We start from the raw sequence: 25265 nt of genomic DNA on the forward strand, positions 1-25265 counted from the left end.
ATATGGCTGAAATCGTTCATTTTTTCTGGGCACTGGGAGCCGCACATGCGTGGATGCCGTTGGCGGATCGGGTCAGGGCCCTTTCCTGCGGAACGGGGTCCGACCCCGAGACTGCTCAGATCTTCAAGTAGATCTTCCGACGGTCCAGCCACCAGGCCACGCCCCACCACAGCGCGACAAACGCCAGTGCCTGCAACATCGACGCCAGCTCCAGCGCACCCGGCATCGCGTTGGCCAGCTGCTGCCAGATCCAGCCCCAGGCACCGCTGGCCATCAACGCCACCGACATCACCGAGGCCCCCAGATACGCGGTGATCGCATTGACGCCGAAGCGCCGGCCCAGCGCCGGCCATCCCTTCAGGTCGATCAGCACGTGGCCCAGCCACAGCGCCAGCGCGGCCAGGCCGCCGGTCCACAGCACGTAGCTGGGCGTCCACAGCTGCTTGTTCAACGGCAGCACCCCGGCCAGCAGCAGGCCCAGCACGGCGGTCGCCACGCCCAGCCCGGCCAGTGCCGTCGAACGCCCGCTGCGCAGCAGGCCACCGGCCAACAGGCCGAGCACGGTACTGGCCAGTGCACCCAGCGTGCTCAGCAATCCTTCCGGGTCATGGCCGAGGCCGGTATCGGCATGCCATTGATAGATCCACGGTGCGAACAGCGTGGTGTCCAAGCGGCTGGCCGGGTTGGTCCACGGCGCCAGGTCACCCATGCCGAGCAGCAGCATCGTGTACCCCACCAGCAATCCAACAAGCACGCCGGCCTGCATGCGCGGCCGTGCATACACCGCCAGCACGCCCACCAATGCCGCGCACACGGCGATCCGTTGCAGCACGCCCCAGATGCGGAAGTGGTGCGTATGCAGCGCCCACCAGATCAGCAGATGCAACAGCACGCCGGCCACCAGGATGCGCAGTGCGCGCTCCAGCACGCCGCGCGCCAACACCGGGCGTGCGGCGGCATCCAACGCGCGCGGTGCCACGCTGAAGGCCATCGACACGCCCACCAGGAACAGGAAGAACGGGAACACCAGGTCGGTGGGCGTGCAGCCATGCCATTCCGAATGGCGCAGCGGCGCGAACACTGCACTCCAGTCGCCTGGATTGTTGACCAGCAGCATCGCCGCCACGGTGATGCCGCGCAGGGCATCGATCGAGCCCAGACGGCGTGGCGGCGTACTGTTCATCAGGCGGCCTCGTACTGACCTGCAATCCAGGTGCCACGCACCTGCAGGGCGTCATCCAGCAGCACCAGGTCGGCCTGGTAGCCCTCGGCGATGTGGCCCAGGCGGTCGTCGACGTTGAGGAACTGTGCCGGGTAGGTCGAGGCCATGCGCGCGGCCTCGGCCAGCGGCTGGCCCAGCAGCTGCACGGTGTTGCGCACCGCCGTGGCCATGTCAAGCGCAGAACCGGCCAGCGAACCGGCGGCATTGCGCACCACGCCATCGATGGCGGTGATGGTTTCGCCATACAGCACGTAGCTGGGATCGTCGGCACCGACCGGCGGCATCGCATCGGTCACCAGCAGCAGGCGACCGCGCGGCTTGGCCGCCAGCGCCACGCGCAGGCTGGCCGGATGCACATGCACGCCATCGACGATGATGCCAATCCAGCTGTCGCGGTCTTCCAGCGCAGCGCCCACTGCGCCAGGCTCACGGCCCTGCAGCGGCGACATCGCGTTGTACAGGTGGGTGAAGCCGCGTACGCCGGCATCCAGGCCGGCGCGGATCTCTTCGTACGTGCCTGCGGTATGGCCGGCGGCCACGATCACGCCACGTTCGACCAGCGCACGGATGGTTTCCAGTGGCACGCGCTCCGGCGCCAGCGTCAGCAGCGTCACGCCGTTATCCAGCGACGCCGCCAGCGCGATCTCTTCTTCGTCCGGCACGCGGAACTTGCTGGCATCGTGCGTGCCCTTGCGCGCCGGCGCGATGTAGGGCCCTTCCAGATGGATGCCGATCACGCCCGGCACGCCCTGCACGATCGCCTCGCGCATCGCACCGATGGCTTCGCGCATCACCGCCACGTCATCGCTGATCAGCGTGGGCAGCATCGCGGTGGTACCGAAACGACGATGCGCCTGCGCAATGGTGCGCAGCGCCGCCACGTCCGGCGTGTTGTTGAACAACGCGCCGCCACCGCCATTGACCTGCACGTCGATGAAGCCGGGCAGCAGCCAGCCACCGCCCAGGTCTACCTGCTCGGCAGCGGGACCCAGCTGTGGTGCGGCGTCGGGCAGCAGCGCGCTGATGCGACCATTTTCGATCACCACGGCCAGATCGTCGCGGAACTCATCGCCTGCCAGGATGCGGGCATTGCGCAGCACGGTTGCCATCACACGGTCTCCGTCACCTTGTTCAGGTGCGGCGGCAGGTCCGGGTTGAAGCCACGGCGCAGCGCCAGCGCGTTGATCGCGCGATAGAAGCTCTGCACGGTCAGCAGCGGTGCGCACAGCGGGTGTGGCGCGGGCGCCACCGGCAGGTTGCCGCCGGCACCGGCCAGCCACACCTGCGCGCCGCGCGAAGTGAACTCCTCGACCACCGCTCGGGTGCCGGCACCGGTTTCATCGGGCTGCGCGAAGGCCAGCACCGGGAAGCCACGGTCGACCAGTGCCATCGGGCCATGCTTCACTTCGGCCGAGCTGTAGGCTTCGGCGTGCAGGCTGCAGGTTTCCTTGAACTTCAGCGCCGCTTCCTGCGCCGCACCCAGGCCCAGGCCACGGCCGAGCACGAACAGGTTGGTGGCCTCGACCAGGCCTTCGGTCACCGCGCTCCAGTCGCACTGCCAGGCTTCACGCATCGCGTCCGGCAGCAGGTCCAGCGCGTTGCGCAGGCTGCTGTCCTGCTTCCAGTAGGCGGCCAGCTGCAGCAGCGCCGCCAGCGAGGCCAGGTAGCTCTTGGTTGCCGCCACGCTCTTTTCGGCACCGGCATGCAGCGGAATGACCGTGTCGGCCAGCTGCGCCAGCGGCGAATCCTCGACGTTGACCAGCGCGATCACGCGTGCGCCAGCGGCCTTGGCCGCCTCGGCGTTGCGCAGCAGGTCCGGGCTCTTGCCCGACTGCGAAATGACGATGAACAGCGCACCGCGCAGCTGCAGCGGTGCGGCATAGACCGAGCCTACCGACGGCGACGCGGAGGCGACCACCAGGCCCAGTTGGGTTTCCAGCAGGTACTTGCCGTAGGTGGCGGCATGGTCGGAGCTGCCGCGTGCACAGGTGACCACGAACGGCGGCGGCGCGGCGCGCAGGCTGGCGGCCAGGGTTTCCATGGTGGCGTGGTTGCGCGAGAACTGGCGGGCAACCACGTCGGCCGCTTCAGCGGCCTCGGCGAACATCAGGGTGGCGGTGGGGTCTGACGGCGACATGGCAGGCTCAGGCAGGATCGGAAGGAAGGGGGCGTGCGCCGGCCGGGCGCATCGGCGCGGTCGAACCGCGCACCACCAGTTGCGGCACGAAGCCCTGGTTGTGCAGCGGTGCCGGCGCATCGTCGTAGGCGTCGCTGCGCAGTTGTGCGATCAGCAGGCGCGCGGCATGGCGGGCGATGTCCTCGGTGGCCTGCTTGGCGGTGGTCAGCGGCGGCCACGACTGGCGCGAGAACGGGCTGTCCTCAAAACCGGCGATGGACAGGTCGTACGGCACGTTCATGCCGGCCGACTTGGCGGCGGCCAGCACGCCGGCAGCGATTTCGTCGTTGGAACCGAAGATGGCGGTGGGCGGTTCGCGCAGCGCCAGCAGGCGGCGCGCCCCACGGAAACCATCATCGAAGGTGTAATCGCCCTGCACCACCAGGTGCTTGTCCACGGTCATGCCGTAGTCCTTCAGCGCGGCTTCGTAACCGGCGTAGCGTTCGCCCGAGGAGCGGTGCGAGCTGCCGCCCCAGAGGAAGCCGATGCGCTGGTGGCCCAGCTGGATCAGGTGCTCGGTGATCTCGTAGGCCGCCTCGCGGTCGTCGACGAACACGCAGGCGCCGTCGGCCGGGTCTTCAGTGGCGGCGATGATGCGCACCAGCTTGATGCCACGCGCGGTCAGCGCCTGGATCAGGTCGCGGCGCTCGGACATCGGCGCGGTCAGCACCAGCCCCGCCAGCCGCGAGCGCTGCACCCAGTCGGCCAGTTCATCGGCCAGCAACGGCGAGCTCGAATCACAGGGATGGATCTGCAGGCCGAAACCGGTCTCGCGGCACGCGGCCAGCACGCCGTTCTGCACGCCGATGATGTGGTACGGGTTCGGGTTGTCGTAGACCAGCCCGATCACGAAGGTAGTGCCGCTGCGCAGGTTGCGCGCGGACGGATCGGGCTCGTAGTCGAGCTCGGCGATGGCACGCAGCACCCGCGCACGGGTGGCCTGCATCACCGAGGGCTCGTTGTTGATCACCCGCGAGACTGTCTTCAGCGAGACCTTGGCCTTCTCCGCAACGTCCTTGATGGTCGCTCTGCGCATGGGTTTTCCCTGGGGTTGGCTGCCGTCCATCATCGCCGATCAGGCCTTGTCCTGCGGCAGGCCGGCACGATGGCCGATCACCGAGTAGAACAGGATGTACAGGTAGCACGGCACCATCAGCAGCACGAACACCAGCTGGAAGTCGATGTGCTGCTTGAGCACGGCGAACAGCTGCGGAATGATCGCGCCGCCGGCGATGCCCATCACCAGCAGGGCCGAGCCGGTCTCGGTGAAGCGGCCCAGGCCGCGGATCGCCAGCGGGAAGATGGCCGGCCACATCATGGCGTTGGCAAAGCCCAGCAGCGCCACGAAGGCCACCGAGACGTAGCCGTGCGTAGCCCAGGCGCCCAGGCAGAACACCACGCCCATCACTGCCGAAATGGTCAGGTAGCGCGACTGCGAGACCAGGCCGGGGATCGCCAGCAGGCCGACCACGTAGCCGGCCAACATCGCACCCAGCGTCAGCGAGGTGAACATCTTGGTCTGGTCCAGCGGCAAGCCGAAACCGTGGCCGTAGGTGCCGATCGCATCACCGGCCATGACTTCCACGCCTACGTACACGAACAGGCACAGCACGCCCAGCCACAGATGCGGGAACTGGAAGATGCTGCGGCGCTCGGCCGTTCCCGGTGCCCCTGACGGCGTTGCATTGGCTTCGGAGGACTTGATCTCCGGCAGAGGCGAGAACAGCACGGCCACCGCCAGCACCACCAGCAGCGCGGCCATCGCAAGGTACGGCGCATGGATCTTGGCGGCGAATTCGTTGAGCAGCGCAACCTTGGTGACCGCGTCGGCGGCCTGCACCTGCTTGTCCAGGTCGCCGATGCCATGCAGCACCAGGGTGCCGATCAGCACCGGGGCGAGCATGCCGGCGATCTTGTTGCAGATGCCCATCAGTGCGATGCGGCGTGCCGCCGTCTCGATCGGGCCGAGGATGGAGATGTAGGGGTTGATCGCGGTCTGCAGCAGCGCCAGGCCGCTGCCGATCACGAACAGGCCGCCGAGCGCGCCCGGGTACCAGCGCTGGGTGGCGAATTCACCGAACAGCGCGGCACCACCGGCCATCACCAGCAGGCTCAGGCTCAGGCCCTTCTTCATGCCGGTGCGGCGCAGGATCCAGGACGCCGGCAGGGCGAGGAAGAAATAGGACAGGTAGAACACCATCAGCACCAGGAAGGCGCCGACCTCGCTGAGTTCGAAGGCCAACTTGACGAAGGTGATCAGCGGGCCGTTGAGCCAGGTGAAGAAGCCGATCAGGAAGAACAACACGCCAACGATGGCGATGGAGGTGGCCACGTTCGGGCGCGCGCTTGCAGCGGGGACGGCGGACATCAGGAGGGCTCCTGCGGCGACGGCCGCAGAACGCGGCGTCGGAGAGTGGCTGGGAACAACGTTGTCACATTCTTTCGATGGACAACGGCGGTTTGTCAACTTCCATGCACGCCTGCCTGAACCTTGTGCTGCACTGCGCAAGTCCGCCGCGGTACGCCCCGCTGAATACGCGGCAGGCCTAGAGCCCCGTGCGCCAATGGTTCCCATGTGAAACCCGCACTCACACCGTGTAAACGTTTACTGCGCGCCGCATTCGTTGCGACGCAGCAACGAAAGTGTCACGAACTCGTTGACATCGTTGTCAGCGCGGTTACAGACTCCGCCCCAATCGCCGCCCCCGATCCCCGGGCCGGCCCACCTGCAGCAGGAGCCCGCGTGACCGCCAGCCACCCCGCCCCGTCGCATGTCCTGTCCCGCGTCGCGCCCTCGTTCCTGGCCGCCGACGTCGGTGGCACCCATGTGCGCGTGGCCCGGGTCCAGGCCAGCGGTGACGCCACCCATCCGGTGCAGGTGCTGGAGTACCGCAAGTACCGCAATGCCGACCATGCCGGCCTCAGCGCGATCCTGTCCGACTTCCTGGGCGAAGGCCCGCGGCCCACGCATTGCGTGGTCGCCAGCGCCGGCTATGCCCGCGAAGACGGCACAGTGATCACCGCCAACCTGCCGTGGCCGCTGTCGGCGCGCCAGGTGGAAGCCGAGGTCGGCCTGCAGCGGGTCTACATCGTCAACGATTTCGAAGCGGTGGCCTACGCCGCCGCGCAGGTGGACGCCAGCGGCGTGCTGCACCTGTGTGGACCGGAAACTGCCACACGTGGCCCGACCCTGGTGGTCGGTCCCGGTACCGGTCTGGGCGCCGCGCTGTGGATCCCCACCGCGCACGGCCCGGTGGTCCTGCCCACCGAAGCCGGCCAGCCGACCCTGGCGGCCAGCACCGAACTGGAAATGGCCATCGTCCGCTACATGCAGCGCGACCGCGCGCACGTGTCGATCGAGCATGCGATCTCCGGCCCCGGCCTGATGAACCTGTACCGTGCGGTGTGTGCACTGCAAGGGCAGGCGCCGACCCTGGCAAGCCCCGACGCAGTCACCGCCGCCGCCATGGCCGATACCGATGCACATGCGCGCCAGGCGCTGGACGTGTTCTGTGGCCTGCTCGGCAGCACCATCGGCGACATGGCGCTGTTCTACGGCGCCCACGGTGGCGTCTACCTGGCCGGCGGCATCCTGCCGCAGATCCGCGAATACCTGCACGCCAGCACCTTCGTCGAACGCTACCTGCAGAAGGGGCCGATGGGCGAAGCGCTGGCACGCATCCCGGTGAAGGTCGTCGAACACGGCCAGTTGGGCGTGGTCGGCGCTGCCAGCTGGTACCTGCAGCAGTCGGCCGCCTGACACCGCAACAGGCTTCAACGCAATCGCAGCACGCAGTACGTGGCACGCCAACGCACGGGACTTCGCCGCCGCCCCGCGCATGTCATCGCAACCGTAACCGAACACCGCCGCCGGCACCCAATCGAGTGATGAGGAGAGACATCATGAACACCCGCAAGACCCTGCTTTCGGCCGCCATCGTCAGCTGCATCGCCTTCAGTGCGCACGCGCAGCAGGCGGCCCCGACCGCCACCGATCTGGACACCGTGACCGTTACCGGCATCCGTGGCTCGATGGAAAAGTCGCTGGACACCAAGCGCGAAGCCAATGCGCGCGTGGAAGTGGTCACCGCCGAAGACGTGGGCAAGCTGCCCGCGCACAACGTTGCCGATACCCTGCAGCGCCTGCCGGGCGTCAACATCAGCTCGTCCAGCGCCGACGAAGGTGGCTTCGATGAAGCTGACCGTGTCAGCCTGCGCGGCACCAGCCCGAGCCTGACCCAGACCCTGATCAACGGCCACACCGTCGGCTCCGCCGACTGGTTCGTGCTCAGCCAGGGCAACAACGTCGGCCGCAGCGTCAGCTACTCGCTGCTGCCGTCGGAACTGGTCAGCTCGGTGGAAGTGAACAAGTCCTCGCAGGCCAAGCTGCAGGACGGCGGCACCACCGGTACCGTCAACATCATCACCCGCAAGCCGCTGGAATTCTCCAAGCCGTTCACCGCGGAAGGCTCCATCGGTGCGGTGCGTTCGGACCTGGCCAAATCGACCGATCCGCAGTACTCGGCATTGTTCAATTACAAGAACGACGAAGGCACCTTCGGCGTGATGGTGCAGGGCTTCAGCCAGAAGCGCGAACTGCGCCGTGAAGCGCAGGAAATCCCGGGCGGCTTCTTCAAGATCGGCGCCGGCGACCCGGTCGCCAAGACCAATCCGGACCTGATCGGCGTCAACGTGCCGGGCCTGCTGGGTTCGACCCTGTTCGAACAGACCCGCGAACGCAAGGGCGGCCTGGTCTCGCTGCAGTTCAAGCCGAGCGACAGCCTCACCTTGGGCCTGAATGGTTTCAGCTCCGAGCTGAAGGCCAACAACTACAACCGCAACTTCATGATGTTCGGCAACAGCTTCGCCAAGTCGCAGGCGCCGGATCCGGGCTATGTGGTCAAGGACGGCGTGCTGACCAACGCCACCTACCGGGGCGTGCCCGGCACCGACTATGCGGTGTACGACATGATCTACCGCGAGTCGAAGGCCAAGTCGAGCTATGTCACCTTCGATGCCGACTGGCAGATCAGCGACAGCCTGACCGCCACGTTCCAGGCCGGCAGCACCAAGGGCACCGGCGAGACGCCGCGCCAGTACATCGCCGAGGTCACCCTGGCCAACGGCGGCGGCGCCAGCTGGGCCACCCACGGCAATGGCTCGCCGATCGACTGGAACGTCGGCGGCGACCTCTCGCCCAACGGCGTGACCAGCTTCGGCACCTGGGGCAACCAGCAGGTCACCGCTGAAGACAAGGAGAAGTGGGCCACGCTCGACTTCAACCAGTACTTCAATGATGGCGGCGTACTGAGCTCGATCGACTTCGGCCTGCGTTTCGCCGACCACAAGCGCGAAGCGCTGTCGCCGGAAGGTGCAACCCCGGGTGACATCTGGAGCGCGCTGAAGAACGGTGCCACGGCCAACTATCCCAGCGGCTTTGCCGGTGACATCGGCGGCACCTTCCCGCGCAACCTGTGGTACTTCACCCCGGGCGCGCTGAAGGATGCGGTGACCAACAACTCCACCTGGCTGGCCGGCAATGATGGCCCGACCGGTCGCCACAACTATGGCGCCGAGTGGAAGGTGAAGGAAAAGAACTTCGCCGGCTACGTGCAGGCCAATTTCCGCGGCGACTGGTGGAGCGGCAACGTCGGCCTGCGCTACGTCAACATCAAGCAGGACATCGACACCTACAACGCCGTCAGCAAGGCCGCCGACGCCGATGTCAGCAGCCTGTTCGGCATGTGGGAGCGCCTGGCCTTCCAGAACAAGCGCAACCGTGTCCTGCCCAGCGCCAACATCAAGTTCGACCTGGACGACTCGCTGGTGCTGCGTGTCGCCGCCTCGCAGACCCAGACCCTGCCGGACTACTCGGCACTGGGCGCGTCCTCGTACGGCTCTGACCTGAACCGCACCGGCGGCGGCGGCAATCCGAACCTCAAGCCGACCCTGTCGACCAACCTGGATGCCAACCTGGAGTGGTACTTCATGCCGCGCGGATTGCTGTCGGTGGGCGCGTACCACATGAAGCTGAAGGACTACATCGCCTTCGACGTGGTCTCGCGCCAGCTGTACAGCGAACTGACCAACCAGCTCGAGACCTACCAGATCTCCACCCCGATCAATGCCGACGGCAAGGTCACCGGCGTGGAAGTGGCCTACGAGCAGCCGATCGGCGAGTACTTCGGCATCAATGCCAACTACACCTACGCCAACGGCACCACCTCGCACACCTGGTCGGATGGTTCGCACAACCTGCTGGGTACTTCGAAGAACACCTACAACGTGGGTGCCTACTTCGAGAACGAGCGCTTTGGCGCCCGGGTCAGCTACACCCGCCGTTCCTCGTTCCTGATCAGCCTGTCGGGCACCAACCCGTACTACCAGGATGACTTCGGCACGCTGTCGGCATCGCTGAGCTACAAGGCCACCGACTGGCTGAGCATCAGCCTGGATGGCCTGAACCTCAACAACCCGACCTACAAGTACTACCAGACCGCGGCCATCCCGACCTCGTTCTACAGCAACGGCCGCCAGTACTACCTCAACTTCCGCTTCAAGTACTGATCCAGCGGCAGCAACATCGCCGAGTCGTGCACGCACGCCGGGCCTGGGTCATTCCGGGCCCGGCGTTTTTCATGTATAGCGTTCATCGCACCGTTCCAAGGAGTCGTTCCGATGGTCAAGCCTTCCCGCGCCCAGATGCGCAGCGCAGTACTGCTGGGCAGCCTGCTCGCCCTGCTGCCGGCGCTACCCGCGCTCGCCGCCGATCCCACGCCGGCCGCTGAAGCACCGGGCCCGCAGCTGCGCGCCGGCAGCCTGATGCTGATTCCCGCGCCCGCTACCGTGCAGCACGGCCAGGGTAGCGGCATCACCGTACGCGCCGATACCGCGCTGCAGGCCGAAGGCGAAGCCGCGCAACGGGTCGCCACCCAGTTCGCCGACCTGCTGGCGCGCAGCGGCGGTCCGCGCCTTACGCCGGCCCAGGGCAAGGCGGCAGGCACGTCGGGCAGCATCCGCTTCCAGATCATCCCGACCTTCCGCGACAGTGGTGAGAGCTACACGCTGGAAAGCACCGCGCAGGGCGTGCTGGTGCAGGCCGGCAACGAAACCGGCCTGTTCTACGGCGCAACCACGCTTGCCCAGCTGGCCACGGGTGGCAGCAACGGCGTGCTGCCGGCGGTGCAGATCCAGGACGCGCCGCGCTTCGGCTGGCGCGGTTTCATGCTCGACTCGGCGCGGCACTTCCAGAGCCTGGACGAGATCAAGCATGTGCTCGATGCCATGGCCGCGCACAAGCTCAATACCTTCCATTGGCACCTCACCGATGACCAGGGCTGGCGCATGGAGATCAAGCGCTACCCGAAGCTGACCGAGGTGGGCAGCTGCCGCCTGCCGGCCGGCGACGGTGGCATCGATCCGGCCAGTGGCAAGGAGCATCCGTACTGCGGCTTCTACACGCAGGAGCAGATCCGCGAAGTGATCGCCTATGCCGCCAGGCTGCATATCCAGGTGATTCCAGAAATCGACGTGCCCGGCCATGCCACCGCGGCGATTGCCGCGTACCCGGAACTGGGTTCGATCAACACCCCGCTGAAGCTGATCAGCGAATGGGGCGTGTTCCCGAACCTGTTCAACGTGGAAGACAGCACCGTCACCTTCCTCGAGAACGTACTGGAAGAAGTGATCGCGCTGTTCCCTGCGAAGTACGTGCACGTGGGCGGCGACGAGGCGGTCAAGGACCAGTGGGAAGCCTCGAAACAGGTGCAGCAGCGCATGCGTGCGCTGGGCATCAAGGATGAAATGGCCTTGCAGAGCCACATCATCAAGCGCCTGGAGACCTTCCTGGAGCAGCACGACCGGCGCCTGATCGGCTGGGACGAAATCCTCGAAGGCGGCCTACCACCGCAGGCCACGGTGATGTCGTGGCAGGGCACCGAAGGTGGCCTGGCTGCAGCCAGTGCCGGCCATGACGTGGTCATGTCGCCGGTGGGGTACCTGTACCTGGATTACCTGCAGACCGCCTCGCCGAATGAACCACCCGGTCGCCCGGCCCAGGTCAACCTGGGCAAGCTGTACAACTTCGAGCCGGTGCCGGCCGAGCTGGCGGCCGACAAGCGCCAGCACATTCTCGGCCTGCAGGCCAACATGTTTACCGAGCACACGCGCACCTACGCGCGCCTGCAGCACAACCTGTTCCCGCGCCTGGCCGCCGTGGCCGAGACCGGCTGGAGTACGCCGGAACATCGCGACTTCCGCGATTTCCTCGCGCGCCTGCCCGCGCAGCTGCAGCGCTACCGTGCCTGGGGCCTGGCCTACGCGCAGACCCCGTTCGAAGTGGGCGTGGACTACACCGATGATCGCGCGAAAAACTCCGTGACCCTATCGCTGGCCAACCCGCTGGGTTATGAAGTGCGCTACAGCACCGATGGCCAGCCGGTGACCGCGCAGTCGCCGTTGTACCAGCAGCCGCTGACCGCGACGCTGCCGACCACCGTGCAGGCCGCTGCGTTCTACCAGGGCCAGATGCTGGCCGCGAAGCCGACCATCGCCACGTTCACCGCGCAGTCGCTGCTCAGCCGCCGCAGCGATGCGCTGCTCAGCTGCGTGGGCAAGAAGGGGCTGGTGCTGCGCCTGGAAGACGACGGCCCGCGCGAGGGAACGCGTGCGGTGTTCAACGTCGACATCTTCCAGCCGTGCTGGCGCTGGCCGCAGGCGCAGCTGGACGGCATCGGCAGCGTGGAGGTCCGCGCGGGCCGCATTCCGTACTACTTCCAGCTGGCCCACGATGAAGCCAAGCGTCGCTTCGAAAAGGCCCGGAGCGCACACGGCGAAATGCTGATCCGCCGCGGTGATTGCACGGGCAAGGTGCTGGCTCAGGTACCGCTGCCGGCCACGCCCGATGCCGATGGCTTCGTGACCCTGCGTGCGGCGCTGCCGAAGGGCACGCAGGGCACGGGTGACCTGTGCATCAACTTCACCGGCGATACGCGCCCGGCGATGTGGGTGCTGGATGAGGTCACGCTGAAGAAGTAACCGCAAGCCTGTCCTGGCGCAATCCATCCACGCATGGCGTGGATCTACTGTAGAGCCGAGCCCATGCTCGGCTGCCTTTCGGGAGGAAGCCGAGCACGGGCTCGGCTCTACAGGAACCTCAGCCCCGCCAGCGCACCAGCAGATCGCGCAACGGGGTCAGTGCCGTGGCCATGCCGGCCAGCACGCCGATCGTGTTGGCAATGGCGTCCATCGGGTCGGCAGTGCGGTTGCTGGTCAGCGCGCCCTGCGCGAACTCGATGCCGACGCCCATCAGCACCAGCCCCACGCCCACCCACAGCAGCGGGCGCCCCGGCCGGAACAGCTGCACCGCGCTGCCGGCCAGGATGAAGTAGGCGAGGAAGTGCTCGCCCTTGTCGCTGTTTTCCGGCAGTGGAATCGGCGGCGGTGGGATCAGGCAGACCACGACCACCAGCAGTACCGCCAGCACCCACAGCACAGTCCACAGCCGCGGCCGCCGCAGCGGCTTGATCAGCGGCAACGCACTGCTCACAGGCGCCAGCTCAGGTCGCCCAGTTCGAACGCCGGCTCGAAGTCGACGCCGCGCTGCAGGCCGATGGCCTGGAAGCGCTCGCCCATCTCGGTCGGCAGGGTCAGCTTCTTCACCTGGTCACGCAGCTGGATACGGCCGACCTCATCCGTACGCTCTTCGGCCAGCAGCAGCACCTGGTCCAGGCCGTTGCCGAGCAGGAAACTGGCCTGGCTGCAGTACCCCGCCAATTCGAAACCACCGTGCATGCCCGCCTCGGCCATCGCGGTGAAATCCACCGACGCGGTGATGTCCTGCAGGCCGGGCCAACGATGCACGTCGTTGTGCACGTGGTGGCGGTAGAACGCGCGGACTGTGCCATCGTCGCGGTCGTGCTGGTAGAACTCGCTGCGGCTGTAACCGTAATCGACAAACAGCATCGCACCACGCTGCAGGCCGCCAGCCACTGCCTGCAGCCAGTACGGCAGCTGCGGCAGCACCTCGGAGCGGTAACCGTCGGCAAAGGGCTTTTCCAGGTAGCGCTCGATGTGGCGCACCGCACCGTTGAGCAGGATGTCAGCCGGCTGCGCGCCACGGATGAAGTTGCCTTCGCCATCAAGCTCGACGGTTTCCTCATAGACCTCGCCGTCCCGGATCAGGAAACGCGGGGTCGGCAGCGCGTCGATCACCTCGTTGGCGAACACCACGCCCTCCCAGTCCTCCTCGAACGGGCGGTCGATCCAGTCCACGCGCGCGGCCAACTCGGCCGGCAGGTTCTGCTGCAGGCGCTGCTGCTGGCGCTCGCGCAGGTCGGCGCTGGGTTCGAGGATGGCGTAGCGCGATGGCAGCGCGTCCAGTTCGGCCAGGCGCAGCAGCACGGCCTCGGCGAAGGCGCCGGTACCGCCGCCCAGTTCCAGCATGCGGGCCTGCGCGCCCAGCTGGGCGAACACTGGCGCCAGCGCATTGGCCACGCTGCCGGCGAACAGGCTGCCGAGCTCGGGTGCGGTGGTGAAGTCGCCGCTGCCACCGAACTTGCTGGCGCCGGCGCTGTAGTAGCCCCAGCCGGGGGTGTACAGGCACAGCTCCATGAAGCGCGAGAACGGCATCGCCCCGCCCTGCGCAAGGATTTCGGCGCGCAGGGCGGCCGCCAGCTGGTCGCTGTGGGCCAGGGCATCGGCTTCGGGCAGGGGGAAGGTGGGCTGCATGGCGTCTTCGAATGCGGTGACAATGGTGCACAGGATAGCCGAGCCTTGGAGGACCCTCGATGAGCGATACCCACCCCGTGGTCCTGATCACCGGCAGCGCGCGCCGGATCGGTGCGGCCATCGCCCGCCAGTTCCACGCCTGTGGCTGGTCGGTGGTACTGCATGCCAACACCTCCAGCGCCGAACTGCAGCAGGCCGCGTTCGATTTCGACAACGTGCGGCCCGGAAGCGTGCTTGCGCTGCAGGCCGACCTGCGTGACGCCGACGCCCTGCCCGACCTGGTGGAACAGGCCGTTACCCACTTCGGCCGCCTGGACGCGCTGGTCAACAACGCCTCCAACTTCTATGCCACCCCGCTCGGCCAGGTCACCGCCGAGGCGATGGACGAGCTGTATGCGGTCAATGCGCGCGCGCCACTGCTGTTGTCACAGGCGGCCGCGCCCTACCTGCGCCGCCAGCAGGGCTGCATCGTCAACCTGACCGACCTGCACGGCACCGACCCGATGCGCGACCACATCGCCTACACGATGGCCAAGGCCGCGCTGGAGATGGCCACCCGTTCGCTGGCGCTGGAGCTGGCGCCGAAGGTGCGGGTCAATGCGGTGGCGCCCGGCGCGATCCTCTGGCCGGAACAGGGCAAGGACGATTTCGCCCGCGAGGCCCTGCTGGCGCGCACGCCTTTGGCGCGGATCGGTACGGTCGAGGAGATCGCCGAAGCGGTGTACTGGCTGGTGGCCGAAGCCAGCTTCGTCACCGGCCACACGCTGCGCGTGGATGGCGGGCGCACGGTCAGCTGAGAGGTTGCCGGCCAGCGGCCGGCGCTACCGGTCATGCCGGCCGCTGGCCGGCAACCTCCATCAATCCAGGTCAACCACCTCGAACGCCTCGCCAAACTGCGCGTGCGCGCGCCACAGCGTCGCCAGGTCCAGCCCGCTGACCGGATCGATGAAGTCGGGCGCGATATCGGCCAGCGGCTTCAGCACGAAGGCATGCTTCAGTTCGGGACGGGGAATGCGCAGGTGGCCGGGACCTTCCACCACCAGGTCGCCGTAGAACACCACGTCGATATCCAGGGTCCGGTCGGAGAAGCGCGGCCCACTACGGTCGCGGCCGTGCGCGTCCTCCAGCGCATGCAGCCAGTCGTCCAGTTCCTGCAGCGGCAAGTCCGTCTCGATCGCCACCGCGTTGTTGAGGAAGGCCGGGCCGTCGAAGCCGACCGCGGCGGTACGGTAGGCCGGCGAGACCTGCAGCGCGCCGAAGCGCTCGCGCAGGGCCGCCACCGCGGCGTGGAGGTAGCGGCGGGGCTGGACATTGCTGCCCAGGCTCAGGAGCACGGTCGTCATGCGGTTCAGGTGGCAGCGATGGGGGGCGTGGACATGCCGTCGTCACGGCGGCCTGCCTACAATCCGGGACGCACATGATAGGGCTCCGACATGACCTATTGCGTTGGAATCGAGGTGGACGAGGGCCTGGTCTTCGCTGCCGACACCCGGACCAATGCCTCGCTGGACGATGTACGCGTGCATCGCAAGCTGCACGTGTTCGAATATCCCGGCCAGGCAGCCTACGTGCTGATGGCGGCTGGCAACCTGGCCACCACCCAGCTGCTGGTGTCGCGCCTGGGCCGCGATGCCGCAGAGCGGCGCGTGCCCAACCTGCGCGACATGACCCACCTGTTCGAAGCCGCCGCGTATGTGGGGCAGCTGCTGGTGGACAGCCAGGTGCACAGCAGCCACAGCGAACACGGCCATGACGGGGTCAACACCCAGGCCACGCTGATCTTCGGCGGCCAGATCGCCGGCGAGCGGCCCGGGCTGTACATGATCTACCCGCTCGGCAACGCCATAGCCGCCTCGCCGGAGACGCCCTACCTGCAGATCGGTGAATCCAAGTACGGCAAGCCGATCCTCGACCGCATCCTCAGCCCCGCCACGCGCCTGGAGGATGCCGCCCGCACGGCGATCGTCTCGTTGGACTCCACCATCCGTTCCAACCTGTCGGTAGGCCTGCCGATCGACCTGGCGCTGCTGCGCGACGGTGAACTGCGCATCGGCCAGCAGCTGCGGCTGGGCGCGGATTCCACGCTGTATGCCGACATCCACCAGAACTGGTCGCGGCGGCTGGAACAGGCGGTGGACGCGCTGCCGCGGTTCCCCTGGGAAACCGTGGATTGATCGACCTGACCTGCCGCCGGGCATGGCCCGGCGCTACCGAAGGCGGTGGGTAGCGCCGGGCCATGCCCGGCGATGCTTACTCAGCCCAGCGCTTCGGCCACCGCGCGGAAGACCTGCTGCATCTGCAGCGGCTTGCGCAGTACATGGACGTCCACGCCGGCCGGGAAGGCATCGGCAGGCACCGCCACCGCCGCGTCCCTGTAGAGCCGAGCCCATGCTCGGCTGTCGAGGTCAATGCGAATAGCAGCCGAGCATAGGCTCGGCTCTACAGAACCCCAGCGGCATCAGCCCAGCGCCTCGGCCACTGCCCGGAACACCTGCTGCATCTGCAGCGGCTTGCGCAGTACATGGACGTCCACGCCGGCCGGGAAGGCATCGGCAGGCACCGCCACCGCCGCGTCCTCCAGCACCAGCGCCGGGCCGCGATAGCCCAGCGCAGCCATCTCGCCCAGCAGCTGGCTGGCCGGCAGCAGCTTTGAGCCGGCGTCTGCAATCACCAGCGCCGGCATCGCCTCCTGCTGCATCCAGCGCAGCGCCGCCGGGCCATCGGAGGCCAGCTGCAGCTGATACCCCTGGCTGGACAGCGCGTTGCCGAGCAGCGACAGGCGCGTGGCTTCGCCGTCGACCACCAGGATCGACTGGCCACTGCCCAGGGCCACCAGCTGCTCGATCGGCTCGCTGCCGTCGCTGGCTTCGTGCATCGGCAAGCGCAGCTCGAAGCAGGTGCCCTGCCCCGGTTGGCTGCTGACATGGATGCTGCCGCCGGCGCCTTCGACGATGCGCTTGCAGGAAATAAGGCCCAGGCCGGTGCCATCGGCCTTGGTGGTGAAGAACGGATTGAACAGGTGCGACAGCGTGTCCGCATCCATGCCGATGCCTTCATCGGACACGCAGATCTGCATCCAGTCCACGCCATCGCGCTGGCCGGCATGGCTGGCGGTCAGGCTCAGGCGGCCACCGTTGGGCATCGCCTGGATCGCGTTGAGCGCCAGGTTCAGCATTACCTGCTGCAGTTCGGTGTAGTTGGCGTCGACCACCAGGCCTTCGTCCTGCACCTGCAGTTCCAGGCGCACGGCATCGGGCACGTTGCTGCGCAACAGCAGCGCCACCGCATCGAACAGGCCCTTGATCTCGATGCGCTCGCTCGGCTTGCGCGAACCACGCACGAACGACAGCATCGACTCGGCCATCTCATGGCCGCGGCGGCCGCACTCGGCGATGACGTCGGCCAGGTGGTGCAGCTGCGGATCCTCGGTACGGGCCTTCAGCAGGTCCGGCATGATCAGCAACGGCTGCAGGATGTTGCGCAGGTCGTGGCTGAGGCCGGCGGCGAGCAGTGAAAGGCTTTCCAGGCGCTGCGCACGCATCAGTTCGGTTTCCACGCGTGCGCGCTCGACCGCACTGCGTGCATCGCGGATCGCACGTGCGACCGCCGAAGGCAGGCGCGCAGGCTGGTGCTTGATGATGTAGTCGTTGGCGCCCTTCTGCAGCGCCGCCACCGCATTCTCCTCACCCATCGTGCCGGAGACGAAGATGAAGGGCACCTCCGGCGAGGTCTCGCGCACGATGCGCAGCGCGTCGTCACCGGAGAACCCCGGCATGCTCAGGTCGGACAGCACGATGTCCGGCTGGAACACCGCCAGTGCCTGGCGCAGTTCCGCCTCGCTCTCGACACGCTCGAAACGGGCCTCCAGGCCCGCGTCGAGCATCTGTTCGGACATCAGCTCGGCATCTTCCGGTGAGTCTTCCACCAGCAGGATGCGCAGCGCCCCCAGGGCGGGACCGGTCAGGGGCATGGGCTCACTCGAGTTCCGGTGCCTGGTTGATCAATGCCCAGAACTTGCCCAGGGTCTGCACCGCGCCGAAGAACTGGTCCACGTCCACCGGCTTGACCACGTAGGCGTTCACGCCCATGTCCCAGCTGCGGGCCAGGTCGCTTTCCTCGCGCGAGGACGACAGGATCACCACCGGCAGGCGCTTGAGTTCTTCGTGCTCGCGGATCTGCCGCAGCACTTCCAGGCCATCCATGCGCGGCATCTTGATGTCCAGCAGCAGCACCGCCGGCAAGCCTTCCTCGCGGTTGGCGAAGGCACCGCGGCGCAGCAGGTAGTCCATCACTTCCACGCCGTCCTCGACGTGCACGATGGGATTGGCCAGACGCGCTTCCTCCAGGGCGTCGATCGCCATTTCGGCATCCGCCGGGCTGTCTTCAGCGAGAAGAATGGTGCGCAGAGTCGTCATGCAGAAGGACCTTGTTTGTCCGCGTCGGTCGCGGGGGGCAGGTAGAAGTGGAAGGTGGCGCCGACGTCCGGTTCGGCCTCGGCCCAGATACGGCCACCATGGCGGGTCAGCACGCGGCGCACGCTGGCCAGGCCGATGCCGGTCCCCGGATAGTCACTGGCCTTGTGCAGGCGCTGGAACACACCGAACAGCTTGCCGGCGTAGGCCATGTCAAAGCCTGCACCATTGTCGCTGACCGTGAACTGATGGCCGCCGTCGGGCTGCTGCTGGTAGTCAACGCGGATCTTCGCCGGCTCGCGGTTGCCCGAGTACTTCACTGCGTTGCCGAGCAGGTTGAGCCAGACCTGGCGGATCATGTTCTCGTCGCCCACCACGATCGGCAGCGGCGCGATGTTCCACTCCACCTGGTGCACATGGCCGCTGTTCTCGGCCTCGGCCTGCAGGTTGGAATCGAGCATGGCCCGGGTGTCGGCCACCAGCGACTGCATGTCCACCGCCTGCTGCCGCATCGCCGCACGGCCAAGGCGCGAGTAGACCAGCAGGTCGTCGATCAACGCTGCCATGCGCCGGGCCGAACTGGAAATCACGTCCAGATAGTGGCGGCTCTTGTCATCGGCCTGATCGCCGAGGTGGCGCGACAGCTTGTCGGAGAATCCGGCCACGTGGCGCAGCGGTGCACGCAGGTCGTGCGAGACCGAATAACTGAAGGCCTCCAGCTCGCGGTTGACCTCGGATACCTGCGCAACCTTGCCTTCCAGCTGGCGGTTCAGCTCTTCCACGCGCAGCTGTACTGCGCGCTGCATGGTGACGTCGCTGATGGTCAGCAGCACCACCTCGTCATCGCTGTCGGGCAGCGGCATGCGCCGCGCGTTGAGCAGCATGTAGCGCACCATGCCGTCAGCGGTGCGCTGCTCGTGCTCGAAGTCCCACAGTTCGCGACCGCGCGACAGCACGTCGGCCAGGCGCTGCCGGACCACCGGGTCCTGCCATGCATTGTCGCCAACGTTTTCCAGCAGCAGGCCGTCGGCGCGCTCGTCCTGCAGGCCGTACAGCTCAGCGAATGCTGGATTGTGCAGCTGCACGCGCAGGTCGCGGTCGAGCAGCACGATCGGTTCGCGCACGGTCTGCAGCACCGACGCCGCACGTGCAGCCGAGCGCAGCGATTGCCGCTCGGCATGCAGGCGACGGCCGATCTGCCGCTGCAGCAGCCACAGCACTAGGCCGAGCAGCGCCAGCTGGATCACCAGCGAACTCCACGACACCAGTTCGGTCTGCTTGCGTTGGCGCGCCGCCTGCTCGGCGCGCAGCGCCAGCAGCTTCTGCTCGCTGGCCTGCAGTTCTTCCACCAGCCCGCGGATGGGATAGCGCGTACTCAGGTCCTGCACCAGCTCGCGCTGGTCGCTGTTCGGCTCGGACCTGGCCAGCTCGCGGGCGAGTGTCATGCGGCCTTCCAGCATCGATTCGATCCGACCGATGCGGATCAGCTGGTCGGGATTGTCGCGGGTCATCCGGCCCAGTTCGGCCAGGCGCCCGGGAATTTCATCGGCCCGGGCCATGCGCTCGCGCAGGACGGGGGCATCCACGCCCTTGGACAGGGTCAACGCGGCCGATTCAACATCACGCACATCGGCCTGCAGTTGCTGCAGTGCCACGCCCACGGCCTGGGTGTGGTTGACCCAGGCCATCGCTTGTTCGCTGTCCTGCTGCAGTTTACGCAGGGTCAACCACGGCACCACGATGATCGCGGCGGCGGCCAGCGCCAAGGCCGGCAACCGCCAGCGGTCCCAGATGTCGTCACTGAAAACCAGCGCCATAGTTCCTCGTCAGCTCTGCCGCGACGCGTTGGCCGGGTCGAGCCCGGTTGCGGCGGAACCGGCAATATAGCGCAGGCGGTCACAACTCTGGAATTTCCAGCGCGGCCAGCTGAACGGGTTGGCAATCAGACCTGTAGGGCCAAGCCGATGCTCGGCTGCCTTGGAGTTCCAGCCGAGCGTGGCTCGGCTCTACAGGTCAGCGGGCGCCCCACGCAGGGGCGCCCAACCGGTTCAGCGCTTGGCGGCAGCGCTGACCTTCAATGCGGCGGCATCGACGCGGGTCACGCCCTTGATGCCCTTGGCGGTGGTGACCGCCTTGTCCTTCTCGGCCTGGGTGGCCACGGTGCCGCTCAGGCTGACCACGCCGTTCACCGTTTCCACCTTGATCTCGGTGCCCGGGACGTTGCTGCTGGTCAGCAGGTCCGCCTTCACCTTGGTGGTGATCCAGCTGTCGGTCACCGGTTCGTTGGAATCATGGCGATCCGCATGGGTAGCCGGATGTGCGCTGGTGGTCGGCGGGCTCTTCGCGGCCGGGTCCTTGGCGAAGGCGGCCGAGGAGGACAGTGCCAGGCCCAGCGTCAGGGCAGAAGCAATCAGCGTGCGAGTGGTATTGCTCATCGTGTCGTTCTCCTTCGGGATGTGCTGCCAGTCTGGACAAGCGCACGTAGAGCAGGCGTGGCGTCGCGGTCATGCCGCCGTGAATCGAAGCGTTTCCAACGGCAACGGTTCAGTTTTGGGCTGTCCGCATCCGTCGTTTACCCTGCCCTTCCCCCCTGCCGGAGCTCTGCCATGCGCCCCGACCTGCACCTGGCCCTGATCGGCTACGGCCTCGCCGGCCGCGTCTTCCATGCGCCGCTGATCCAGCACACGCCCGGCCTGGTCCTGCACAGCATCGTCAGCTCGCAGCGCGACACGTTGCTGCGCACGTTCAGCAACGTACACGTGCGTGCAACGCCACAGGACGTGTTCGACGATCCAGCGGTGGATGCGGTGGTGATCGCCACGCCGAACGAACAGCACGCGCCACTGGCGATGGCCGCGCTGGCCGCCGGCAAGCACGTGCTGGTCGACAAACCCTTTGCGCTGGATGTGGCCGAAGCGGAAACGGTACTGGCCGCAGCACGCGACGCCGGCCGCATCGCCACCGTGTTCCAGAACCGGCGCTTCGATGCCGACTTCCTCACGCTGCAGGCGCTGCTGTCCGAAGGCACGCTGGGCGAGGTGGCCGAATGCCATGCGCATTTCGACCGCTACCGGCCGCAGGTGCGCGACCGTTGGCGCGAACAGGACGGGCCAGGCAGTGGCCTGTGGTACGACCTCGGCCCGCACCTGCTGGACCAGATGCTGGTGCTGTTCGGCTGGCCCGACGCCATCGATGCGGATCTGGCCGTGCAGCGCCAAGGTGGCACCGGCATCGATTACTTCCACGCCGTACTGCACTACCCGCGGCATCGCGCCATCGTGCATGCCGGTTCACTGGTGGCTGCCCCTGCCCCACACTTCAGCGTGCATGGCAGCAAGGCCAGCTGGATCAAGTACGGCCTGGATGTGCAGGAGGCCCAGCTGCGCCGCGGCGTAGCGCCGGGTGCGCCCGGTTGGGGCATCGATCCCCGGCATGGCGAACTGGTGCGCTGTGATGCAGAAGACAATGTTCTGCGCAGCACCGTCGACAACCTGCCCGGCGACTATCGTCGGTTGTATGCGCAGTTCGCAGCGGCGATGCACGGCGACGGCGAAGCGACGGTCAGCCCGATGCAGGCATTGCAGTTGATGCGGCTGCTGCAGGCCGGCATGGACAGCGCGCGCGAAGGGCGGCGGATCGCGTTGGACTGACCAGTAGATCCACGCCATGCGTGGATGACGTGGCAACGATCGGAGACGGCTTTTGTAGAGTCGAGCCATGCTCGACTGGCTGCATGGGGTCAGAACCCTTTCCTGCGGAAAGGGATCCGACCCTGATCTGCCCGGGGTCGGATCCCTTCGGCAACGCCGAAGGGCTCTGACCCCACCGCAGTGCTTACGACTTCTTGATGGCGTGGCCGCCGAATTCATTGCGCATCGCCGACAGCAGGCGGTCGGTGAACGAATTCGATTCGCGCGAACGCAGGCGTTCCAGCAGCGACAACGTGATCACCGGTGCCGGCACGTCCAGCGCGATGGCTTCGGCCACGGTCCAGCGGCCTTCCCCGGAATCCTCCACGTATGGCGCGATGCCTTCCAGCGACGGATTGCGCTTGAGTGCTTCAGTACTCAGGTCCAGCAGCCACGAACGCACCACGCTGCCGTGGCGCCACACCTCGGCGACCTGGGCCAGGTCCAGTTCCATTTCCTGCTTGCGCTCCATCAGCGCGAAGCCTTCGGCATAGGCCTGCATCATCCCGTACTCGATGCCGTTGTGGACCATCTTGGTGAAATGGCCGGCGCCGGATGGACCAACACGCGCCCAGCCGCGATCCTCCGCCGGAGCCAGCGTGCGCAGCAGCGGTGCGATCTGCTCCACCACCGGCGCTTCGCCACCGACCATCAGGCTGTAGCCTTCCTGCAGGCCCCACACACCGCCGCTGGTGCCGCAGTCGACGTAGCCCAGATCGTCCTCGGCCAGCGCCATGGCGCGACGGATCGAGTCCTGGTAGTTGGAGTTGCCGCCGTCGATGACGATGTCACCCTCGGCCAGGTGCGGGGTCAGCTGTCCCAGCGTCTGGTCGACGGTTTCACCCGCCGGCACCATCAGCCACACCACGCGCGGCACCGGCAGCGCGGCCACGGCGGCGGCCAGCGAATCAACCACTTCCAGGCCGGCCTCTGCAGCGCGCTGGCGCGCACTTTCGCCCGGGTCGTAGCCGACCACGCGGTGGCCGCCGCGATGCAGGCGCTGGGCCATGTTGGCGCCCATGCGGCCGAGGCCGATCATTGCAATATCCATTGTTTCACCTTCAGTTGGGGTCTAGGGTCAGGCTGCCTGGCCTGCCGGTAGCCGCGCAGTGGCGCAGCTGCGCCTCGCGCCAACGCCGGTAGAGCGTGGTATGCAGATTGTGCACCGCCAGGTCGATCGAAAACGGCGTTCTCGGGTTGCGATCGAGCAGGCGGACGATGTGGTAGCCGATAGGACGTATACCGCGCGGATGCACGTAGATCACGAACTGCTGGTAGAACGGATCGTCCAGCAGCTGATCCATGCGCACCAGAGCCGCGTGGTAGCGCGGCGCCAGGCGTGCGCGCAGCTGTGGATCGCGCTCGAACAGCAGGCGCTCGAAATAGCGCTGGCCGATGCGCGGGATGTCCTGCGCCAGTTTCCAGAGCTCGGCATTGCGCTGGTCGTACCAGGCCAGGCCGGCGTGCAGCGCCAGCGCCTGCGCAGCGCCCTCGCCCACCTCGACCACCACGAAGTTCTCGGCCTGGTTGCTCAGATCGTCCAGCGTGCCTTTGTCGTACACATGTTCGATGAAACCGGGCACGCCCACGAACGCCTGCCGCCCCATCGCCGAGGTGCGCACCGCCTTGCCATCGGCGAAGAGGTCGCCCGCATGCGCGCCGAGCAGGATGCTGTCGGTGTCGTGCAGCGCGAGGAAGGTGCCGATCGACAGTTCCTCCGCTGCGAACCCGGTGTCGAACGCAGCATCGCCATACAGCTCGCGCTGGGTGGCCAGCTGTGCGACCTGGCGGCCGACACCGCATTCGGCACGCACGGCACCGCTGTAGAACGCCTGCAGCGCATGGCTGTTGCCCGCGCGGGGCACGAAGCCACGACCGAAACTGCGCGTACGCTGCCAACCCTGTGCCGGTGCGCCCTGCAATCCGAAGCCGATCCATCCCAGCTGCGGGCCGGAGAAGCGGAACGTGGGATTGCCCTGCAATGCCGAAGTCGCGCGCCGCGTGGCCGCCCCCAGCTCAAAGGCATAGGCGCAGACGGTGGCGGGGTCATCCAGCAGCTGCTGCAGCAGTGCCTGCCGAGCGGCAGCGGGCAGCGCCGCCGGCCACCGCACCTGCAGGTCGCCGGCCGCTTGTGAATCAGCCAGCGAGGCACGCGTACATACGGGACCACCGCGCACCTGCGGCGGGGTGAGGGACGCTTCTTCGAAGCGCCACCCCAACCGCTGCAGCAGGCCCTGCGTACAGTCCGGGGATGGCGCTGCCACGACCCACGCGGGCACCAGCAGCAGGGCTGCAATCAGCCACCTGCCGCGCACACTCAGCCCTGGTCCGTGACCGCCGGTGCGGGTTCCGGCGCCGCTGCCGGCGATGGCGATGGCGTGCCAGCCGCGGCCGGCAGATACTGCTGCAGGCGCTGGAAGAAGCGACGATAGAACTCGGCATCCGTGACCGTGCTGCTGGCCACCTTCACCAGCGAGTCGTCGTTGCTGCCGAACGGGAGCGACACCGAGCCCAGCGCACCCACGCCGACACTGGCCGAGGTCGGGCTCTTCTTCAGCGCGTAGCGGTCCTGCACGGCACTGACGAACACCAGCGTCTGGCTGCCGCGCGGGGCGCAGGAGATGCGCAGCACCAGCTGCTCATGGTCATCCTCGCGCGGCTGGAAGTTCTTGTTGCCCTCCACCTGCGCATCATCGGAACGGGCGATGGCATAACCTTGGCTGAGCAGCGTGCGGCGCGCGGCCTCGCAGGCTTCGCCGGGGCGTCCCTCAACGGTGCGCGAGAAGGTATCGCCGGAATCGAAAGACTCGCGCAGCACGGTGCTGTCGGCGGCGTGGCCACCACAGGCCGAAAGGATCAAGGCGCTGGCGCACGCCACGGCAGCGCTGGAAAGACGGGAGGCCCGCATGGGTACTCCTGCGAGAACGGAAGCACCAAGGGTAGTCCCGCCCCCGTGTGCGGCAGGTCGATATGGCCCCCCACGTTGCTCCCGGTTCATGCACGTAAAAGGGGACGGAGGGGATCAAGTCGTTTGCGGC

The 25265-nt window shown here is 67.2% G+C and carries 21 protein-coding genes; 6 read left to right on the forward strand and 15 right to left on the reverse strand.

Annotated elements, in window-relative coordinates; translation table 11 throughout:
* Nucleotides 1–115: 115 nt before the first annotated feature.
* Genes ACZ75I_RS16630 through ACZ75I_RS16650 form a run of 5 tightly spaced genes read right to left on the reverse strand, consistent with a single transcriptional unit; the run spans nucleotide 116 to nucleotide 5766 of the window.
* On the reverse strand, nucleotides 116–1183 hold the full coding sequence (locus ACZ75I_RS16630) for an acyltransferase family protein (protein ID WP_065178052.1): 1068 nt from the start codon (nucleotides 1181–1183) through the stop codon (nucleotides 116–118).
* Nucleotides 1183–2331 (reverse strand): N-acetylglucosamine-6-phosphate deacetylase, encoded by a 1149-nt coding sequence (gene nagA, locus ACZ75I_RS16635; RefSeq protein ID WP_180867709.1) that lies wholly within the window; start codon nucleotides 2329–2331, stop codon nucleotides 1183–1185. The genes ACZ75I_RS16630 and nagA overlap by 1 nt, the downstream gene beginning before the upstream one ends.
* Nucleotides 2331–3359 carry an SIS domain-containing protein gene (locus ACZ75I_RS16640; RefSeq protein ID WP_180867711.1) on the reverse strand — a complete coding sequence of 343 codons (1029 nt, stop codon included), beginning with the start codon at nucleotides 3357–3359 and terminating at the stop codon, nucleotides 2331–2333. The genes nagA and ACZ75I_RS16640 overlap by 1 nt, the downstream gene beginning before the upstream one ends.
* 7 nt (nucleotides 3360–3366) lie before the next feature.
* On the reverse strand, nucleotides 3367–4434 hold the full coding sequence (locus tag ACZ75I_RS16645) for a LacI family DNA-binding transcriptional regulator (RefSeq protein WP_005411045.1): 1068 nt from the start codon (nucleotides 4432–4434) through the stop codon (nucleotides 3367–3369).
* Between the two features lie 39 nt (nucleotides 4435–4473).
* Nucleotides 4474–5766, reverse strand: coding sequence for a sugar MFS transporter (locus tag ACZ75I_RS16650; RefSeq protein WP_005419333.1), 1293 nt, complete (start codon nucleotides 5764–5766; stop codon nucleotides 4474–4476).
* 375 nt (nucleotides 5767–6141) lie between these two features.
* Between ACZ75I_RS16650 and ACZ75I_RS16655 the strand changes: the two genes are divergently transcribed.
* The 3 genes from ACZ75I_RS16655 (at nucleotide 6142) to ACZ75I_RS16665 (ending at nucleotide 12434) form a co-directional block, all read left to right on the forward strand.
* On the forward strand, nucleotides 6142–7158 hold the full coding sequence (locus ACZ75I_RS16655; protein WP_180867713.1) for a glucokinase: 1017 nt from the start codon (nucleotides 6142–6144) through the stop codon (nucleotides 7156–7158).
* 143 nt (nucleotides 7159–7301) lie between these two features.
* A complete protein-coding gene (locus ACZ75I_RS16660) occupies nucleotides 7302–9965 on the forward strand; it encodes a TonB-dependent receptor (RefSeq protein ID WP_061479627.1) in 2664 nt (887 codons plus the stop codon).
* Between the two features lie 111 nt (nucleotides 9966–10076).
* Nucleotides 10077–12434, forward strand: a complete 2358-nt coding sequence (locus ACZ75I_RS16665; RefSeq protein WP_180867715.1) for a family 20 glycosylhydrolase — start codon at nucleotides 10077–10079, stop codon at nucleotides 12432–12434.
* A 118-nt stretch (nucleotides 12435–12552) separates the two neighbouring features.
* Here the strand turns inward: ACZ75I_RS16665 and ACZ75I_RS16670 are convergent, their stop codons facing one another.
* On the reverse strand, nucleotides 12553–12945 hold the full coding sequence (locus ACZ75I_RS16670; RefSeq protein WP_061479675.1) for a VanZ family protein: 393 nt from the start codon (nucleotides 12943–12945) through the stop codon (nucleotides 12553–12555).
* Nucleotides 12942–14126: a class I SAM-dependent methyltransferase gene (locus ACZ75I_RS16675; RefSeq protein ID WP_061479676.1), complete on the reverse strand. Its 1185-nt coding sequence runs from the start codon at nucleotides 14124–14126 to the stop codon at nucleotides 12942–12944. The genes ACZ75I_RS16670 and ACZ75I_RS16675 overlap by 4 nt, the downstream gene beginning before the upstream one ends.
* Before the next feature lie 59 nt (nucleotides 14127–14185).
* Here ACZ75I_RS16675 and ACZ75I_RS16680 point away from each other — a divergent pair, with 59 nt between their 5' ends.
* Entirely contained in the window at nucleotides 14186–14923 is a 738-nt protein-coding gene (locus ACZ75I_RS16680) for a pteridine reductase (protein WP_005419347.1), read from the forward strand.
* Between the two features lie 60 nt (nucleotides 14924–14983).
* Here the strand turns inward: ACZ75I_RS16680 and folK are convergent, their stop codons facing one another.
* Nucleotides 14984–15469, reverse strand: coding sequence for a 2-amino-4-hydroxy-6-hydroxymethyldihydropteridine diphosphokinase (folK, locus tag ACZ75I_RS16685; protein WP_053498221.1), 486 nt, complete (start codon nucleotides 15467–15469; stop codon nucleotides 14984–14986).
* A gap of 90 nt (nucleotides 15470–15559) precedes the next feature.
* Here folK and ACZ75I_RS16690 point away from each other — a divergent pair, with 90 nt between their 5' ends.
* Nucleotides 15560–16300, forward strand: coding sequence for a proteasome-type protease (locus ACZ75I_RS16690; RefSeq protein WP_154351430.1), 741 nt, complete (start codon nucleotides 15560–15562; stop codon nucleotides 16298–16300).
* Nucleotides 16301–16584: 284 nt separating this feature from the next.
* Here ACZ75I_RS16690 and ACZ75I_RS16695 read toward each other — a convergent pair whose 3' ends face one another.
* The 4 genes from ACZ75I_RS16695 to ACZ75I_RS16710 form a co-directional block, all read right to left on the reverse strand.
* Complete coding sequence (locus ACZ75I_RS16695; RefSeq protein ID WP_111201871.1) at nucleotides 16585–18096, reverse strand: ATP-binding response regulator; 1512 nt, start codon at nucleotides 18094–18096, stop codon at nucleotides 16585–16587.
* Between the two features lie 4 nt (nucleotides 18097–18100).
* Complete coding sequence (locus tag ACZ75I_RS16700) at nucleotides 18101–18541, reverse strand: response regulator (protein WP_005411057.1); 441 nt, start codon at nucleotides 18539–18541, stop codon at nucleotides 18101–18103.
* The gene (locus tag ACZ75I_RS16705) at nucleotides 18538–20355 is read right to left on the reverse strand and encodes a sensor histidine kinase (protein WP_472958338.1); all 1818 of its coding nucleotides are present in this window, start codon (nucleotides 20353–20355) and stop codon (nucleotides 18538–18540) included. The genes ACZ75I_RS16700 and ACZ75I_RS16705 overlap by 4 nt, the downstream gene beginning before the upstream one ends.
* 231 nt (nucleotides 20356–20586) lie before the next feature.
* Nucleotides 20587–20973, reverse strand: coding sequence for a BON domain-containing protein (locus ACZ75I_RS16710; protein WP_053498227.1), 387 nt, complete (start codon nucleotides 20971–20973; stop codon nucleotides 20587–20589).
* Nucleotides 20974–21144: 171 nt separating this feature from the next.
* On the opposite strand from ACZ75I_RS16710, the gene ACZ75I_RS16715 reads away from it, so the two are divergent.
* Nucleotides 21145–22188, forward strand: coding sequence for an oxidoreductase (locus tag ACZ75I_RS16715; RefSeq protein WP_061479680.1), 1044 nt, complete (start codon nucleotides 21145–21147; stop codon nucleotides 22186–22188).
* Nucleotides 22189–22372: 184 nt separating this feature from the next.
* On the opposite strand, the gene gnd is transcribed toward ACZ75I_RS16715, so the two are convergent.
* Genes gnd through ACZ75I_RS16730 form a run of 3 tightly spaced genes read right to left on the reverse strand, consistent with a single transcriptional unit; the run spans nucleotide 22373 to nucleotide 25135 of the window.
* The gene (gnd, locus tag ACZ75I_RS16720) at nucleotides 22373–23278 is read right to left on the reverse strand and encodes a phosphogluconate dehydrogenase (NAD(+)-dependent, decarboxylating) (protein ID WP_180867721.1); all 906 of its coding nucleotides are present in this window, start codon (nucleotides 23276–23278) and stop codon (nucleotides 22373–22375) included.
* Between the two features lie 10 nt (nucleotides 23279–23288).
* Nucleotides 23289–24527, reverse strand: a complete 1239-nt coding sequence (locus ACZ75I_RS16725; protein WP_219626868.1) for a hypothetical protein — start codon at nucleotides 24525–24527, stop codon at nucleotides 23289–23291.
* 17 nt (nucleotides 24528–24544) lie between these two features.
* On the reverse strand, nucleotides 24545–25135 hold the full coding sequence (locus ACZ75I_RS16730) for a DUF2242 domain-containing protein (protein WP_180867726.1): 591 nt from the start codon (nucleotides 25133–25135) through the stop codon (nucleotides 24545–24547).
* Nucleotides 25136–25265: the final 130 nt, after the last annotated feature.

It is taken from the genome of Stenotrophomonas sp. X, from assembly GCF_055721025.1.

Excerpts from the sequence above, each read along its gene's own strand:
- ACZ75I_RS16650 (WP_005419333.1), bottom strand. The coding sequence starts at position 5,766 with ATGTCCGCCGTCCCCGCTGCAAGCGCGCGCCCGAACGTGGCCACCTCC.
- ACZ75I_RS16700 (WP_005411057.1), bottom strand. The coding sequence starts at position 18,541 with ATGACGACTCTGCGCACCATTCTTCTCGCTGAAGACAGCCCGGCGGAT.
- ACZ75I_RS16680 (WP_005419347.1), top strand. The coding sequence starts at position 14,186 with ATGAGCGATACCCACCCCGTGGTCCTGATCACCGGCAGCGCGCGCCGG.
- ACZ75I_RS16695 (WP_111201871.1), bottom strand. The coding sequence starts at position 18,096 with ATGCCCCTGACCGGTCCCGCCCTGGGGGCGCTGCGCATCCTGCTGGTG.
- ACZ75I_RS16715 (WP_061479680.1), top strand. The coding sequence starts at position 21,145 with ATGCGCCCCGACCTGCACCTGGCCCTGATCGGCTACGGCCTCGCCGGC.
- ACZ75I_RS16630 (WP_065178052.1), bottom strand. The coding sequence starts at position 1,183 with ATGAACAGTACGCCGCCACGCCGTCTGGGCTCGATCGATGCCCTGCGC.
- gnd (WP_180867721.1), bottom strand. The coding sequence starts at position 23,278 with ATGGATATTGCAATGATCGGCCTCGGCCGCATGGGCGCCAACATGGCC.
- ACZ75I_RS16675 (WP_061479676.1), bottom strand. The coding sequence starts at position 14,126 with ATGCAGCCCACCTTCCCCCTGCCCGAAGCCGATGCCCTGGCCCACAGC.
- ACZ75I_RS16730 (WP_180867726.1), bottom strand. The coding sequence starts at position 25,135 with ATGCGGGCCTCCCGTCTTTCCAGCGCTGCCGTGGCGTGCGCCAGCGCC.
- ACZ75I_RS16645 (WP_005411045.1), bottom strand. The coding sequence starts at position 4,434 with ATGCGCAGAGCGACCATCAAGGACGTTGCGGAGAAGGCCAAGGTCTCG.
- ACZ75I_RS16705 (WP_472958338.1), bottom strand. The coding sequence starts at position 20,355 with ATGGCGCTGGTTTTCAGTGACGACATCTGGGACCGCTGGCGGTTGCCG.
- ACZ75I_RS16660 (WP_061479627.1), top strand. The coding sequence starts at position 7,302 with ATGAACACCCGCAAGACCCTGCTTTCGGCCGCCATCGTCAGCTGCATC.
- ACZ75I_RS16690 (WP_154351430.1), top strand. The coding sequence starts at position 15,560 with ATGACCTATTGCGTTGGAATCGAGGTGGACGAGGGCCTGGTCTTCGCT.
- ACZ75I_RS16710 (WP_053498227.1), bottom strand. The coding sequence starts at position 20,973 with ATGAGCAATACCACTCGCACGCTGATTGCTTCTGCCCTGACGCTGGGC.
- nagA (WP_180867709.1), bottom strand. The coding sequence starts at position 2,331 with ATGGCAACCGTGCTGCGCAATGCCCGCATCCTGGCAGGCGATGAGTTC.
- folK (WP_053498221.1), bottom strand. The coding sequence starts at position 15,469 with ATGACGACCGTGCTCCTGAGCCTGGGCAGCAATGTCCAGCCCCGCCGC.
- ACZ75I_RS16640 (WP_180867711.1), bottom strand. The coding sequence starts at position 3,359 with ATGTCGCCGTCAGACCCCACCGCCACCCTGATGTTCGCCGAGGCCGCT.
- ACZ75I_RS16665 (WP_180867715.1), top strand. The coding sequence starts at position 10,077 with ATGGTCAAGCCTTCCCGCGCCCAGATGCGCAGCGCAGTACTGCTGGGC.